Genomic DNA, 15257 nt, shown 5'->3' on the forward strand with positions numbered 1-15257 from the left:
TTTTAATTTAAGGTTTAGAACGTAAGATTTACCGTAAAACCAAAAGAGCGTGTGGATGCAGCTTGTCCTCCTTCTATATAATTATATGTTGCACCGCCCGATTCCGACGGATCTATATTCGGCGCTCCCGAATAGATCAACCAGGGATTCTGGGCAACGAAAGAAAGACTCGCTTTTTTTATTCCTTTAACCGTATTTCGTAAGAAACTGCCGGGAACATCATAAGTCAAACTTAATTCGCGAAGCTTCAAATAACTTGCATCGTAGACATAGTCCTCCCAAATCAGGCTTTTACGACCCTGATAATAGTAATTCGCATCGACATATGCTGTCACAGCTTCAAAGTTACCATTCCCCCGGTCAACCACGCCGTCGACACGAACCCCGCCGCCGTCCGCTACAGACGACCGGATAGGATTCCCCTTGTCATTCAATCCTACCGTTGAAGTTAACAGCCCTGAACCTTCTCCAAACATATTGGTCGCTGATGCAATATCCCCGCCTATCTGGAAATCGAAGGATGCTCCCAGGCTAAAGTCTTTATAACGCAAAGAAGTGGAGAAACCTCCGGTAAAATCAGGCTGGATATTTCCCAGTTCTTCCTGAGCCGAAGCTTCCAGCAAAGGTGCATACTGGCCAAGCGCGTGATTAGGGTTTCCCCTGTCGGAAAGGATAATCTGCCCTTTATCGTTCTTTTTCCATGTAGAACCCCTGATAACACCGATTGGCTTTCCTACCTCCGCATATGAATATATGCGTGTAGACCAGCTCATCCAGTATATCTGATAGGAGTCTGTTCCTTCGACCAATTCTTCAAGGGTATTCTTATTCTTTGAAATATTGGCATTAACTACCCAGTCCCAGTTTTTTGTCTGGACAGGTTTACCACCTATGGTAAGTTCTATCCCACGGTTGCGGATAAGCCCGGCGTTCATTTTTCGGGATGTATATCCGCTGACCGGTGTTGTATTTACATTGATGATCTGGTCTTTCGAGTCTTTTGTGTAATAATTGACATCTGCCCATAACCTGCTGTCGAACAACCTTACATCCATACCGATTTCATATGAAGTCGAGATCGTAGGCTTAATGTACGGGTCTTTCAGGTTGCGGTCGAGCCACATGTTTGACAGTGAACCGTATTTGACAAGGTTACCGTCACCATCTTTCAGTTTATATGTCTGGTATATATTATAGGGGTCTATGGTGGAACCTACCTGTGCAATGGATGCTCTTAATTTCCAGAATGAAAGCCAGTCGGTCTTTACAAGGTTGCTGAGTATAGCAGCTCCAGACAAGCCTCCATATAAGTAATTGTTTTTATCCGGGTGAAGGGTAGAAGACCAGTCGTTCCGTAAAGAGAAATCAAGGTAATAGGTATTATCCCACCCAAGGGTTCCTGTTCCGAAAATACTTTGCTCTTTCAATTTGCTTCTGGAGGTACTTCCGCCCGGAAGCCCCGAAGAGGCTGCCGTACTGAAGAATTTATCCAGGAATAAACCATCGCGGGTAAATGCTGAAGTAATATCATAGACATAATCCCGTTGTTCAGCGAATAAAGCGGCGTCAACAGTCAGGCGGTTTTGTAAAAACGAACCGTTCCATGTTAAAAAGCCCTGAACCTGCGTATCTATAACAGAACTTTGCTCCTGTTCGTATTTAGAGACTTCCCCTAAAATATTCATAGGAACTGTCGTTTCATTATTCCGGTTGCGGATATTTCCGTTGACGCGCAGCCCTGCTTTCAGATTTCCTATAATATCCAGGGTTGCAGTAGCATTAAATACATTCCATTGGTAAATGTCGTTTTTATTAATTTCATTAAATAAAGCGAAAGGATTATCATGGAACTGTGGTGTAAGATTATCCGGGCTTGTGATATTCCATGAGCGGAATGAACCGTCCGGACGCTTATAATCTTTCAGGTCTTTCAGGTCAACATTCGTTTGTCCCCATTGCTGATAAGAATACAGGGCATTACCCAAACCTCCGTAACCTTCTGCGGCTGCATTGTGGTTTTTACGGTATGTATATTTATAATCCAAAGATACAGTTAACCTGTCCAATGGTTTGAATTGGGTTTTCACAGCCAAAAACCGTCTGACCGCATCACTGTTAGGGGTGACACCGTCACGTTGAGCATTCGTAAATGAAATTCTGGACATGTAGTCTTTTCCGGACTTGGAAAGGGCTATATTAGTAGTATTGCTTACCCCTGTCTCAAATAAATCAGCCAGGTTCATTCTTGATTCCCATTTTTCAGTCTGCCCGAATTTGGGATGAGTGGGGTCCCATGCATACCAGGGCGCATATTCCCGTCCGTCAAATTTAGGGCCCCAACTGGCATCATCCGCATAATCATAATATTGCAGTCCATTCAGTTTCTCCAAATATTTAGGATGTATGGCAGGGTCATATTCGAAGACATCCATTTCGGCATCGGCACCGTAATATCCCCCACCGTATTCCTTTTGCAGTTTGTTATGTAAATAAACCTTTTCGAAGGCCAGTGTGTGGCTGACATTGATCTCAGTTTTCTCTCCTGTATTCCCTTTAGTTGTGATTATAATAGCTCCGTTTCCACCCCGTGATCCGTATAGGGCTGTTGCCGCAGGGCCTTTCAGTACATTGACGGATTCTACATCGTCCATATTCAGGGAATTAACATTGGCTATAACTCCATCCAGTACATAAATAGGTTCATTACCCCCTGCATTGGTTAAAGAGTTTGTCCCCCTTAAAACGATTTTACCCGCATCGAACTTTGCTCCTGAACCACCTAAAAAACGGACTCCGGAAACTTTTCCTACCAGGGCATTGTTTAAGTCGGTTTGGCGGACTTTTACAAGGTCTTCACTTTTTACCTGCTGGGTAGCATATCCCAAAGATTTTTCTTTCCGGCTCAAACCCATTGCTGTTACTACGACAGCATCGAGGTCACGTGTATCTGTTTGCAACTCTATTTTCAGATTTGGAGCTACAGCTACTTCCTGTGTAACCATTCCGATAAGTGATACCACCAGCGTTTTGGAACCGTCAGGCACATTCAGTGTAAAATTACCGTCAGGATCTGTTACAGTTCCGGTTAAAGTCCCTTTTACTACGACAGAAGCACTGATAACAGGTTCGCCGTTACTGTCTACCACAGTACCGGAAATCCTGGTTGTTTGTGCTACTGTAAATCCGATGCTTAACAATAAGCAGGATAAAACTAACACTACTCTTTTCTTCATACTTAATACACAATTTTTATTAATATTAATACCAACCCACCTGTGAGGTCTGATTTTTTGTTCCTTATATAGATCGGAGAGACAGGCTATTACCGGCCCAAAAGTTTTAAAACAAGTAAGTCCGGAACCGAAACGGCCCGGACGAAAAACAAAAAAATCCCTATACAGTCTGAAAAAGACTGTACAAGGATTGTACTTTTAAAAAAAGTTATATATTTATTTTCTATTATGCGGGCATAGCCTCTCTCTCTCTCTCTCTCTCTCTCTCTCTCTCTCTCTCTCTCTCTCTCTCTCTCTCTCTAACAAAATAGAATTAACCCCCAAATTTTCAGGGAGAAAAATGCGGTTTAACGTTGAATATTTTAAGGATTTCTGTACCTTTACATTCATTGGGAAATACTATTTTTAAGAAGAAGAATGACGCTAATTCATTCGTTCAGGTTGCAAATTTAAATTATTTTTCCAAATAAAGCATAAAAAAGACAATAAAAGTATAAAAAGTATAATATGACAGGAGGTATAGAAAAATAATGTAACAATATATATGGAATGAAATCACGGAATCAGTCCTTATTAGCATGAGATTTTAACCGCACCAGAGGTGCAGATACGGCAAGCCATTGCTATAACCACCTCCAGGTTTACTTCCCGTATATCATACCTGATACGATTGCCCCTGATATATAAGTCACACTTGCAGGATTTTTCCATATCAATACCATATAGAATCTATGCTGACGTTGATTGTTTGTATGCTCACACCAAAAGGTAGAGGCAATTCTACCTTACGGAGCCATACGGTAGAATTTACGGGCTCAAATACAGGGCTGAACAGGGAGGAGAAGGCTTCCCGGTAAATTTAATTGCTAGGGGATGGATTATCCTGCTGTTTGCCTTTGCAGATCGGGTTGTTTTGCTACCTTGGGCAGTAGATTTCACTGTTCAAAAAAGGTAACGGACTGGTAACGGAAGTATGGCTTAAAAACGCCTTTTCCTGCTTTTTCCCCTTCGGAAAACCAATGCAAACGAATATGTTATACACTGGTTGTCAATGTGATGTTATTAAATTTTATTAATCCGCGGGTATATCGTACCTTTGTTACCTTTTAACAGTTTCAGGTTTTGCGCCATTGGTTGATTTCAACTACACTTCGTCAGTTGAACGATATTTCAGATATGCTAATTGGCATATTGGCACATTCATTTCATGTTGGTTTTTAGGGAAAGGTACCAGAATTAAGAATAATAATATAGCTGTAAAACCCCGGCTATTATTAACCGACAACTCCAAACGCCCGAAAAAAAGTGATACTTTAATGTTAAAAAACAAACATTTAGAATACTCAAAACACCTATTGCACACTTTTTGATATTCTGTGCAAAAACAAAGTTTTTTTACAATTTTAATTTCGTTGTCTTATAATTTAATAGTACCTTTGCGCGGAACTAAATAATAACTTTTTATTCAGATAAAATCATGGATATTTCACACATTGAACATTTAGGTATTGCTGTAAAAAGCATCGAAGAACAATTACCTTATTATGAGGGTGTCTTAGGTCTAAAATGTTATAACATTGAAGTTGTAGAAGACCAAAAAGTAAAAACTGCATTCTTCAAAGTGGGACAAACGAAAATTGAACTTCTGGAGCCAACAAGCCCTGACAGCACAATTGCTAAATTTATTGAGAAAAAAGGAGAAGGCATCCATCATATCGCATTCAGCGTGGCAGACGGAGTAGCCAATGCTCTTGCGGAAATGGAATCGAAAGGGGTACAACTGATCGACAAAGCTCCGCGCGGTGGTGCAGAAGGACTAAACATAGCATTCCTTCACCCGAAATCAACAGGAAGCGTCCTCACCGAATTGTGTGAACATCCAAACAAATAAAGTAAGAATGACTTTACCCACCAAATGATGACGTAAGGTCATTTTTACGTTAAACAGATTAATTTATTAGAATCTAAAATATTAAAACATGAGCCAACTTGAAAAGGTAAAAGAGCTAATGGAACTTCGTGCTAAAGCCCGTTTGGGTGGTGGTCAGAAAAGAATAGACTCACAGCACGATAAAGGCAAATACACAGCACGCGAACGTATAGCTATCCTTCTTGACGAAGGTAGTTTCGAAGAATTTGATATGTTCGTGGAACACCGCAGTACCAACTTTGGAATGGACAAACAAAAATTCCTGGGTGACGGTGTTGTAACCGGTTGCGGTACCATCGACGGCCGTCTGGTTTATATTTTCGCACAGGATTTCACCGTAATCGGCGGTTCATTGTCAGAGACTATGGCGTTGAAGATATGCAAAGTAATGGATATGGCAATGAAAGTAGGCGCTCCGGTAATCGGAATCAATGACTCGGGTGGCGCACGTATCCAGGAAGGTGTAAATGCATTGGCAGGTTATGCTGAAATATTCCAACGCAATATCCTTGCATCAGGTGTTATCCCTCAGATTTCGGGTATCTTCGGACCTTGTGCCGGTGGGGCTGTATATTCTCCCGCCCTTACCGACTTCACACTGATGACCGAAGGCACTTCATATATGTTCCTTACAGGACCTAAAGTGGTAAAAACTGTTACAGGTGAAGACGTTACTCAGGAAGAACTTGGAGGAGCAAGCGTACATACAACAAAATCCGGGGTTGCTCATTTCTCTGTAGCAAACGAAGACGATGGACTTGCTCTTATCCGTCACCTATATAGCTTCCTTCCTCAAAATAATATGGAAGAAGCTCCTCGCAAAGAATGTACCGACCCTATTGCCAGAATGGAAGATTCACTAAATGAAATTATCCCTGACAACCCGAACAAGCCTTACGATATGTTTGAGGTTATCGGAGCGGTAGTAGATAATGGAGAATTCCTTGAAGTACATGGCAATTATGCTAAAAACATCATCATCGGCTTTGCCCGTATGAACGGACAATCGGTAGGTGTGGTAGCAAACCAACCTAAATATCTTGCAGGGGTACTTGATATCAATGCATCACGCAAAGCTGCTCGTTTCGTGCGTTTCTGCGATGCATTCAATATTCCGTTGGTAACATTAGTAGACGTTCCGGGATTCCTTCCGGGAACAGGACAGGAATACGGCGGCGTAATCACTCACGGAGCAAAACTTCTTTATGCTTACGGTGAAGCTACTGTACCTAAAGTAACAGTGACTCTTCGTAAATCTTATGGAGGTTCTCACATTGTGATGAGCTGTAAACAACTTCGCGGAGATATCAACTATGCATGGCCTACTGCCGAAATCGCAGTAATGGGTGCCGATGGTGCTGCCGAAGTATTATACGCAAAAGAAATCAAAGAGGCTGAAAATCCTGCTGAAGCACTTGCTGCTAAGAAAGCTGAATACAACAAACTATTCTGTAATCCTTTCAATGCTGCACGTTATGGATATATCGACGATGTTATCGAACCACGCAACACCCGTTTCCGTGTGATCCGTGCTTTGGAACAACTGAGAACCAAAAAGCAAGTTAATCCTGCTAAAAAGCACGACAACCTGCCTCTGTAATCTCTAAAGTGAAATTTAAAAAATTAAAGATTTAACAATTTAAACAAATACTTTGATTATTAAATTTTTAAACATCACAAAAGAAAAAATAAGATGAGCGATCAGAATATATCAAAAGAAGTATTGGCGGCGATAGCACTGGCTATATATGATGCACAGCATCAGCATGATATAGAAAGCAATGTGCTTACTATAAAACATGTATCGAAAGATTATTTGCCTTGGGCCGACAAAAGGGAGGCTATGCTTCAAATGCCAATAAGAAAATAAAATTCGGAAAAACATCATGAAACAATTCATATACAGAATCAACGGCCAGGAATATATAGTTGCCGTAAACAAAATGGAGGGTGACCTTGCAGAAGTAGCTGTAAACGGAACTAACTACAAGGTAGAGTTGGTAAACAGCGACGAGGATGTAAATTTTGTTGCCCGTCCTGCTGCTAAAGCAGCACCAGCGCCTGCAGCCGCCGCGCCAAAAGCAACAGCTGCTGCACCAAGTGCAAACAAACCTGCAGCAGGCGGTGCCGGTACAGTAAAATCACCACTACCGGGTATCGTTATCGGAGTTCAGGTAAATGTAGGTGACGAAGTGAAAAAAGGCCAGACGGTTGCTATGCTTGAAGCCATGAAAATGGAAAATGCCATACAGGCACCTATGGATGGTAAAGTAACAGAAATATATGTAAATGCCGGCGACTCGGTACTCGAAGGTGTAGCCCTTTTATCTATCGGATAATAAAATATTACGCTATATTTGTTAAGAACACTGTATAATTTTATCTATACAGTGTTCTTGCTTTATTACCTGCCTGTGTCCTGCAAAAGCAAGATTTGATCTTTGACATCGATGGTCATATGTTTGAGAAAAATATCCTGTAACAATGCCAGTTCTTTTTTATAAATTGTTTTTTTCCTCTGGACAAAATACAGTGTATTTTCTATTGGTGTGAAACCTTCCCAAACAAGCTGTATATTTCCTTCTTCCAACTGCTTGCGGCATAAAAAATCCGGAATAACGGCAAAGCCTTCCTTATCCGATATGCAACGTATAATCGAACTCATATTCGGAACAATATAGTTCGGCTTAAAATTGGGCCTTTTCTTAAAGTTGTGTATCCAGAAATTGCGGAGATGTTCCATATCTCCGGTTGTTCCAAACCACGCCTGTTTATTCAGCCAGTCTTCAGCAGCTTCGGCATTGCGGACATTTACAGCTTCCCTGAATCCGGATAAATCACTCTTGCTCCCGGCTATCAGTATCAGCTTCTCTTTCGAAAAAGGGGTGTACTGGATATTAAATACCTCGTCTTTTTGAGGGGAGATAACAAAATCGAGCAGGCCTTTATCCAGATCATTCAGCATATCCTGATATACTCCAAACTTTGTAATAAGATTGAAAGGCAGCTCGCTGATAAAAGGTTCGAGCACATACTGGAACGTTTCAAAGCACATCCCGATACTTATACTCGGCCTGCCTGAATCAGCATTCCTGTAAAAATGCCCTTCGGCTTCCTCCAGTTTTTTCACGGCATCCACAATGGAATTATAGAGCATATTCCCATATTCGGTCGGCAACATCTTACGTGTACCCCTGTCGAATAATTTATTTCCGACATGTGCTTCCAGCGAATTCAGATGGAGGCTGACACCGGGCTGGGATATGTAGAGTTTGTTGGCAGCCGAGGTTAATGAACCGGTTTCATATATTGCTTTAAATGTTCTGAACCATTCCAGATTTACCACAATTCTTATTTATTATAATTATGATGCAAATATATAATTTATATTATTTTATTTATCAATAAAAAGGTTATAATTTTGTGGCAGAAATATTAAAAATAAGAAAAGCAATTATGAAAAAGATATTTGTAATAAATGGAGCACCAAAGTTTGCTCATTCGGGAGGAGAGTTTAACAAAACACTTACAGACTGGACGGTAGATTATTTTAAAAACTACAAAGGTTATGATGTAAAAACTACAGATATCAATGACGGCTATAAACCTGAAGAGGAAGTAGAAAAATTTGTGTGGGCAGATGTCATCATTTACCATACTCCCATCTGGTGGTTTCAATTACCTAACCATCTGAAAAAGTATATAGATGAGGTTTTTACTGCCGGACATCAGAACGGTATCTATTTCAGTGACGGCAGGCGCTCTGCCAATCCAACCCGCAACTACGGCACGGGCGGGCTGTTACAGGGACGTAAATATATGCTGACAACGACATGGAATGCTCCGGTTGAAGCATTTACCCTGGAGGATGAATTCTTTAAACAGCATAGTGTAGATAAAGGAGTGATGTTCGGGTTCCACCAGATGAATGCATTTGTAGGCTTAAAGCCTCTTGATAGTTTTCATTTCTATGATGTAATGAAAAATCCGAATATCGGGCAATCGGAAAAGAATTACCGGGCACATCTGAATAAGGTATCCAAAGAGCTATAAAATAGATTATTAGAAATAATAAAGGCTCAGATGATAAAATCCTGAGCCTTTACTTATCTCCATAGAATCATTCTAACGAGTGAATACCTTATACTCCCAAGCCTTCAAGGTATTAGGTAACTTGTTTACCTTCTTCCCTGAGAAATAGTCTGTATAGCTATCCCTGTTTAGAGCATCATTACTCTGATAAGTAATATTTTTGCCCGACAGGTTCAGCATTACCATAATCTCCTTTCCTGCTGCTTCACGGGAATATATCAACACATCTTTACTTGCAGAAGAGGTATAGAATCTTAGTTTACCGCCTATCTTCCCTGCACGTAATGCCGGATGAGTATGTTTCAGTTCGTTCAGCTTTTTATAGAATGCAGTGGTTGCATTGGCTGTCCACGACGGCACCATATCCTTTTCAAAGAAAGAAAGGCGCTTCTTCATCCCCACTTCCTGCCCTGTATATATCATTGGCATGCCATTGAGGGTGTATGCAAGCACGGCAAAAGTTTCCACCCCTTTTCCATAGCGTTCGAATTCTGTACCATTCCATGAATTCTCGTCATGATTGGTAAGGAAGTTCATTTTGTAACCATCGGGACACATAAGGGTATCCAGCTTCTGAACGTATGCCTGAATATCTTCGGCGGTCTTAGTTCCTTTATTCACGTCGGACATCATATGCATCAACTCCCATGAATAATTAGCATCGAAAGCATGCTCCAGTAAGTCATAGTTTTCTGATTCAGCCAGCATAAATACAGGTTTGATACTATCTAATGCAGGGCGTACATCGTTCCAGAAATCAGTAGGCACTTCATGTGCCATGTCGCAGCGATAGCCATCGATATTGAAATCTGTCACCCAATACTTCAGCGCATCCGTCATTGCCGCGCGCATATCTTTATTATCATAGTTCAACTCGTAAGTATCCGTCCAGTCGTATGGGCTTTTCGGATTTCCGGCCTCATCCTTTACATACCAGTCGGGATGCTCAGACAGCCATACATTATCACCGCCTGTATGATTGGCAACCCAGTCCAGTATCACTTTAAATCCTGCTTCGTGCGCTTTGTCGACAAGACGCTTGAAGTCCTCTTTTGTACCGAACTCAGGATTTACCTCCTTATAGTCCTTTACTGCGTAATAGCTGCCCAAAGTTCCTTTACGGTTCTTTTCGGATATCGGATGTACCGGCATAAACCAAAGCACATCAACGCCCAGCTCTTTTAACCGTGGCAGATGTTGCTCGAATGCTGCAAATGTGCCTTCTTTGGTATATTGTCTCACGTTCACTTCGTAAATAACGGCATTGCGTGTCCAGTCGAGATGCTGTACGGTACACTTTTCCTGCGGCTTGTCAGACGTTACCTGCGGTTTCTGTCTGCAAGAATAACCTGTCAGGGCGATTGCCGCAATGGCTAGTAATAGTTTATTTCTCATAAATTATATTTTTAATAAGTATTATTTTATATTCTCAGGCTGTACTGCAGTATTTTTATCCTGTACAAATGCGACAGAGATTGCAGCCAATAACATGGATACACCTGCTACGACAAGCATCATTATCGAACTGCCTCCGGCAATATGTTTCAATAATAAACTGCCGGTCAATCCCGCGGCAATTTGTGGGATAGTAATGGTTGCATTAAATATGCCCATATATACCCCCATCCTGCTTGCAGGCAGGACTGCCGATAAGATGGCATACGGCATCGCCAGAATTCCCGCCCATGCAATACCTACGCCAAGCATGGAAACCAGTAACAGGTTTTTATCATTAAAGAAATACATGGAGACCAATCCTAGTGCCCCCATAAGCAATGCAAATGAATATACTTTCTTCCGCCCGAGCTTATTTGCCATTTTTGCCATCACAATAGAAAATCCGACAGCAAAAACACCATATACCGCGCTTAATACACCATTCCAGTTACCGGCTTCATTGTATGCCTGAGATAACGGATCTTTGGTATTCCATACATTCTCGGCAATGCCGTCAGTAGCATAAACCCACATGAGAAACAGTGCAAACCACGAAAAGAACTGGACAATACCCAACTGGAACATTGTCTTTGGAGTACTCTTCAAGATATGGATGAAAGACTTCTTCTGCTTCTCATCATCTGTTATATTGTTATATTCTTCGTATTCTTTTGGGGGATACTCCTTTACCCGGAAAGATGTCCATAAAACAGTGAGAAGTAAAGCTCCTCCACCAAAATAGAATGCCCATATCACTGAAGGCGGCACCATTTCACCCTCGTTAGGGATATTCCTTATGCCAATCCAGGTGAGTACAAAAGGAAGCAATGAACCAACAACTGCCCCAACATTAGTCAGAAAGCTCTGGGTAGAATATCCTTGATTCCGTTGCCTGTCATTTACCATATCACCTACTAACGAACGAAACGGCTGCATGGATACATTAAAAGCACAATCCATAAACAACAACATAAAAGCTCCGAACAGAAACGGAGGCATAATATGAGCTACAAACTCCGAGTTAGGCATAAAAAACATAGCAAGAGCCGATACAATAGCTCCTCCCAGGATGAAAGGAATGCGCCGTCCAAATCTTGTCCATGTGCGATCGCTGGACATCCCGATAAGAGGCTGGACAATAAGTCCCGCAATAGGCGCAGCTAACCAGTAATAATTGAGATGACTGAGGTCTGCTCCCAATGCCGATAATATACGGCTGGTCTGCGAACTCTGTAATGAATATCCTATCTGAATGCCTAAGAATCCGAAACTGAGGTTCCAGATCTGCCAAAAGGTAAGTGTTGGTTTTTGTTTCATGGTATATTTTAGTATGTATTAATCAATCTCCTCCTTCGGCGGGCAGTTCCCGTGTGGTTTGCCTTGCTATCAAAGAGGTCTTTATCAGTTTGTTCTTCCGCGATACATTTCCGGGGTTCTCTATTTTTTCCAACATAAGTTGCATCGCTTCCTCCCCTACTTTTTTAGGATGCTGATCCATAGTAGTAAGCATGGGATCGGTATCCTGCGATATATTGGAATTGGAAAAGCCGAAGATCGAAACCTCTTCCGGCACATTCAAACCAAGCTTCTTTGTTGCCAGCAATATACCCGAGGCCGTATAATCGTTCATCGCCATAAATGCATCCGGCCTGTCAGGTTCCTGCAGTATCTGCATTGCTCTCTCATAACCGAGCTGCTTGGTATCAGCTATACGCATCAGATTTTCATCTACGGGCAGATGGTATTTGCGCAATGCATCCAGATAACCATTTCTCCTGTTCTTGGATATTTCGAGGTGCAACGGGGCCGAAAAAAAGGCTATACGCTTACAACCTGTCTTTATCATATATTCCACAGCGGTAAATGTTCCCGAATAATCATCCACCACTACCTTATCCGTGTCGATTCCCGTACAAATACGGTCGAAAAAGATGACCGGTATATCGTTATCTATCAATTCCTGAAAATGATCGTATTTTGTAGTCATTTTCGACTGAGAGATCAACACGCCGCATACACGGGCCTTGATAAGAGTCTGTACATTCCGTATCTCTTTCTGGTAATCTTCCGACGACTGACATACAATTACATGGTAATCCTTCTCCTCGGCGATAGTCTCCATACCGGATAATACACCGGAAAAGAAGTGGTTTGCCAATTCAGGAACGATAACCCCGATAATATTGGTATGCTGTGTTCTCAGGCTCAAAGCCAACGCATTTGGCTTATATTTATACTTTTTCGCATAATCCTGCACCAGTTTCCTTGTTTCGAGGCTTATGTCAGGATTATCTTTCAAAGCCCTCGACACGGTCGAGGGCGATATATTCAGATCTTTAGCAATATCCTTAATTGTTAACGGCCCTTTTTTCATGGTCTTCAAATTTTGCATTTACTTTGTATAAAAGTAATCAAAATTCTAATACCAAGACACTTCGAGGCTGCAATGTTAAAGACCCGTTATTTAAGTTTACAATATTTTCACTTATAACATCCTTTGCCTGGCTCTTCGGCAACACTTCTTTATATGGTGAAAGGTCTATCGTCTTTTCACTATCCGAGCCGGACAGGAATACAACAACGGACTTACCGTTGAATTTACGTTCATAAACATAAACACTATTGTTTGTCACAAAATGCTTTAGAGTTCCTTTTGATATAGCTTCATTTCCTTTTCTCCATTGCAACAATTTACGGAGGTAATCGAAAGCCTCGTTCTGTTGCGGCGTTCTGTTAGCCGAAACGAACAGGTCCGTCTTATCACCCTGCCATCCTCCGGGAAAATCGCGACGCAGATACCCGTCTCCCTCTCCCTTGTCGGCAGCCATTAATATTTCAGTACCATAATATATTTGCGGGATTCCACGGGTAGTCAACAGGAATGCAAGAGCCTGTTTATAACGGTTCAGATTAGAGGTTTGCTCTTCGGTCCTGTAAAAACGTGATGTATCATGATTGTCAAGGAAAATAAGCAATTCCATAGGATCGGCATAAACTATATCCTGAGCCAGATATTCATGTATGCGCGACAGGCCTTGTCCCCAATCTGTGGTTTCCTGATCGAATGCGCTGTTCATTATATCCGTAAGAGGGAAATCCATCACCGAACGCAGATAGGAATTTTTCGGATAAGCCAGCTTGCTGTCTTTCTGCCAATAAGCCACACCTACATTCGTATTGAGCCATGTCTCACCCACAATATTAAAATCGGGATATTCCTCTGTAACTTCCCTGCACCAGTCCGACATCATGTCATAATCGGCATAGGGGTGTGTATCCTGACGAATACCATCAATACCGGCATATTCTATCCACCAGATACTATTCTGGATAAGGTATTTGGCTACATGCGGATTTCGTTGGTTCAAATCGGGCATAGACTCTACAAACCAGCCATCCGCGGATCTCTTAAAGTCGTATGCTGATACATGCGGGTCGAACTGTGTAACTGTCTTATATGAAGTCTGCACATATCCGTCAGGATAATTGAACCAGTCTTTAGATGGCCTGTCCTTAAAGAAGAAATGTTCACTGCCACAGTGGTTGAAAATCATATCCATTACCACCTTCATCCCTTTAGCGTGAACCTTATCCACTAAGTCTGCAAACTCCTGATTAGAACCGAAACGACGGTCTACTTTATAATAATCCGTTGTTGCATATCCGTGATACGAACCCTCCGGCATATCATTCTCCATCACCGGATTGAACCAGATGGCGGTTACACCGAGATCGTGTATATAATCCACACGGTCGCTTACTCCTTTAAAATCTCCACCATGACGGGCATATTGTCCGTTACGGTCTATTTTGGCCTCGCGCATCCCTGCAATTACATCATTCGATGTATCTCCGTTTGCAAAACGGTCGGGCATAATCAGATAAAGTACATCCGAAGCATTGAAGCCTATCCTGTCGGATGAGCCGGACTTCCGGCCTTTAATCTCATAAGGAACCACCTTCTTGTCCTTGCCCTGCTGCAATACAATATCGAACTTTTCGGGTTGAGCTCCGGATAAGTCGAAATATAATATAAGATAATTAGGGCTTTCCAGCTTTACAGTTTCTTTCAGCCTTACCGATTTTGAAGTAATACTTACGTCCGATTTAGCCACACCTTCTCCGTGTATCAATACCTGCAATTCAGGATTTTTCATCCCTGACCACCAAAAAGCAGGATCTACTGTTTTTATATCGATTGCAAAAACCGATAAGCTCAGTAAAACGAGTAATAATACTAAATAGATTTTCTTCATGTACTATATAATTTATATTTGATTTATGTCGGTTTTGCCACTCCTACATTTTTTCAGTTATCAGTCAACAACTCGTAACTGAAAAAGGTAACAAAAGTAACACTATCTACAGTTAACAGTAAACAGTTATCAGTCAACAACTCGTAAGATGTAAAACTTTGCGCCTTTGCGTCTTTGCGTGAAACAAAACAAAACGCCAGCCAACCTGTAATTTGTAACTGCCCGCCGGGCGCAGAAATAACATTCGCCGAAGCGAAGGCGAGGCAAACCTGTAACTGTTAAAAAGTAACAAAAGTAACAACCTTTCGA

At 41.6% G+C, this 15257-nt stretch carries 13 protein-coding genes; 5 read left to right on the top strand and 8 right to left on the bottom strand.

What is annotated here, in order from left to right; all coding sequences use genetic code 11:
* Positions 1-14: 14 nt before the first annotated feature.
* The 3 genes from ACYQ3L_RS09300 to ACYQ3L_RS09310 form a co-directional block, all read right to left on the bottom strand.
* A complete protein-coding gene (locus ACYQ3L_RS09300; RefSeq protein WP_379993466.1) occupies positions 15-3233 on the bottom strand; it encodes a SusC/RagA family TonB-linked outer membrane protein in 3219 nt (1072 codons plus the stop codon).
* 216 nt (positions 3234-3449) lie between these two features.
* Entirely contained in the window at positions 3450-3623 is a 174-nt protein-coding gene (locus tag ACYQ3L_RS09305) for a hypothetical protein (protein ID WP_459952399.1), read from the bottom strand.
* 183 nt (positions 3624-3806) lie between these two features.
* Positions 3807-3944, bottom strand: coding sequence for a hypothetical protein (locus tag ACYQ3L_RS09310; protein ID WP_379993467.1), 138 nt, complete (start codon positions 3942-3944; stop codon positions 3807-3809).
* Positions 3945-4710: 766 nt separating this feature from the next.
* Between ACYQ3L_RS09310 and mce the strand changes: the two genes are divergently transcribed.
* From mce to ACYQ3L_RS09330, 4 genes are all read left to right on the top strand, one after another.
* Positions 4711-5124, top strand: coding sequence for a methylmalonyl-CoA epimerase (mce, locus tag ACYQ3L_RS09315; RefSeq protein ID WP_291108165.1), 414 nt, complete (start codon positions 4711-4713; stop codon positions 5122-5124).
* 88 nt (positions 5125-5212) lie between these two features.
* The gene (locus tag ACYQ3L_RS09320; protein ID WP_291108163.1) at positions 5213-6763 is read left to right on the top strand and encodes an acyl-CoA carboxylase subunit beta; all 1551 of its coding nucleotides are present in this window, start codon (positions 5213-5215) and stop codon (positions 6761-6763) included.
* Positions 6764-6856: 93 nt separating this feature from the next.
* Entirely contained in the window at positions 6857-7033 is a 177-nt protein-coding gene (locus ACYQ3L_RS09325; protein ID WP_379993468.1) for a hypothetical protein, read from the top strand.
* A 16-nt stretch (positions 7034-7049) separates the two neighbouring features.
* Positions 7050-7502, top strand: coding sequence for a biotin/lipoyl-containing protein (locus ACYQ3L_RS09330; protein WP_379993469.1), 453 nt, complete (start codon positions 7050-7052; stop codon positions 7500-7502).
* Positions 7503-7567: 65 nt separating this feature from the next.
* Here ACYQ3L_RS09330 and ACYQ3L_RS09335 read toward each other — a convergent pair whose 3' ends face one another.
* Positions 7568-8509, bottom strand: coding sequence for a LysR family transcriptional regulator (locus ACYQ3L_RS09335; RefSeq protein WP_379993470.1), 942 nt, complete (start codon positions 8507-8509; stop codon positions 7568-7570).
* A 110-nt stretch (positions 8510-8619) separates the two neighbouring features.
* Between ACYQ3L_RS09335 and ACYQ3L_RS09340 the strand changes: the two genes are divergently transcribed.
* The gene (locus ACYQ3L_RS09340; protein WP_379993471.1) at positions 8620-9216 is read left to right on the top strand and encodes an NAD(P)H-dependent oxidoreductase; all 597 of its coding nucleotides are present in this window, start codon (positions 8620-8622) and stop codon (positions 9214-9216) included.
* 72 nt (positions 9217-9288) lie between these two features.
* Here ACYQ3L_RS09340 and ACYQ3L_RS09345 read toward each other — a convergent pair whose 3' ends face one another.
* From ACYQ3L_RS09345 to ACYQ3L_RS09360, 4 genes are read right to left on the bottom strand one after another with little or no spacing between them, the layout of a single operon-like run.
* The gene (locus ACYQ3L_RS09345) at positions 9289-10650 is read right to left on the bottom strand and encodes an alpha-amylase family glycosyl hydrolase (RefSeq protein WP_379993472.1); all 1362 of its coding nucleotides are present in this window, start codon (positions 10648-10650) and stop codon (positions 9289-9291) included.
* 21 nt (positions 10651-10671) lie between these two features.
* A complete protein-coding gene (locus tag ACYQ3L_RS09350; RefSeq protein WP_379993473.1) occupies positions 10672-12009 on the bottom strand; it encodes an SLC45 family MFS transporter in 1338 nt (445 codons plus the stop codon).
* Between the two features lie 22 nt (positions 12010-12031).
* On the bottom strand, positions 12032-13066 hold the full coding sequence (locus tag ACYQ3L_RS09355; RefSeq protein ID WP_379993474.1) for a LacI family DNA-binding transcriptional regulator: 1035 nt from the start codon (positions 13064-13066) through the stop codon (positions 12032-12034).
* A 37-nt stretch (positions 13067-13103) separates the two neighbouring features.
* Positions 13104-14948: a glycoside hydrolase family 13 protein gene (locus ACYQ3L_RS09360; RefSeq protein ID WP_379993475.1), complete on the bottom strand. Its 1845-nt coding sequence runs from the start codon at positions 14946-14948 to the stop codon at positions 13104-13106.
* Positions 14949-15257: the final 309 nt, after the last annotated feature.

The organism is Dysgonomonas termitidis (assembly GCF_054657735.1).

Bases quoted from the DNA above. Each gene is read 5' to 3' on its own strand.
- ACYQ3L_RS09340 (WP_379993471.1), top strand. From the start codon at position 8,620: ATGAAAAAGATATTTGTAATAAATGGAGCACCAAAGTTTGCTCATTCG.
- ACYQ3L_RS09330 (WP_379993469.1), top strand. From the start codon at position 7,050: ATGAAACAATTCATATACAGAATCAACGGCCAGGAATATATAGTTGCC.
- ACYQ3L_RS09325 (WP_379993468.1), top strand. From the start codon at position 6,857: ATGAGCGATCAGAATATATCAAAAGAAGTATTGGCGGCGATAGCACTG.
- ACYQ3L_RS09345 (WP_379993472.1), bottom strand. From the start codon at position 10,650: ATGAGAAATAAACTATTACTAGCCATTGCGGCAATCGCCCTGACAGGT.
- ACYQ3L_RS09355 (WP_379993474.1), bottom strand. From the start codon at position 13,066: ATGAAAAAAGGGCCGTTAACAATTAAGGATATTGCTAAAGATCTGAAT.
- ACYQ3L_RS09360 (WP_379993475.1), bottom strand. From the start codon at position 14,948: ATGAAGAAAATCTATTTAGTATTATTACTCGTTTTACTGAGCTTATCG.
- ACYQ3L_RS09310 (WP_379993467.1), bottom strand. From the start codon at position 3,944: ATGGAAAAATCCTGCAAGTGTGACTTATATATCAGGGGCAATCGTATC.
- ACYQ3L_RS09300 (WP_379993466.1), bottom strand. From the start codon at position 3,233: ATGAAGAAAAGAGTAGTGTTAGTTTTATCCTGCTTATTGTTAAGCATC.
- ACYQ3L_RS09350 (WP_379993473.1), bottom strand. From the start codon at position 12,009: ATGAAACAAAAACCAACACTTACCTTTTGGCAGATCTGGAACCTCAGT.
- mce (WP_291108165.1), top strand. From the start codon at position 4,711: ATGGATATTTCACACATTGAACATTTAGGTATTGCTGTAAAAAGCATC.
- ACYQ3L_RS09320 (WP_291108163.1), top strand. From the start codon at position 5,213: ATGAGCCAACTTGAAAAGGTAAAAGAGCTAATGGAACTTCGTGCTAAA.
- ACYQ3L_RS09305 (WP_459952399.1), bottom strand. From the start codon at position 3,623: ATGAATGTAAAGGTACAGAAATCCTTAAAATATTCAACGTTAAACCGC.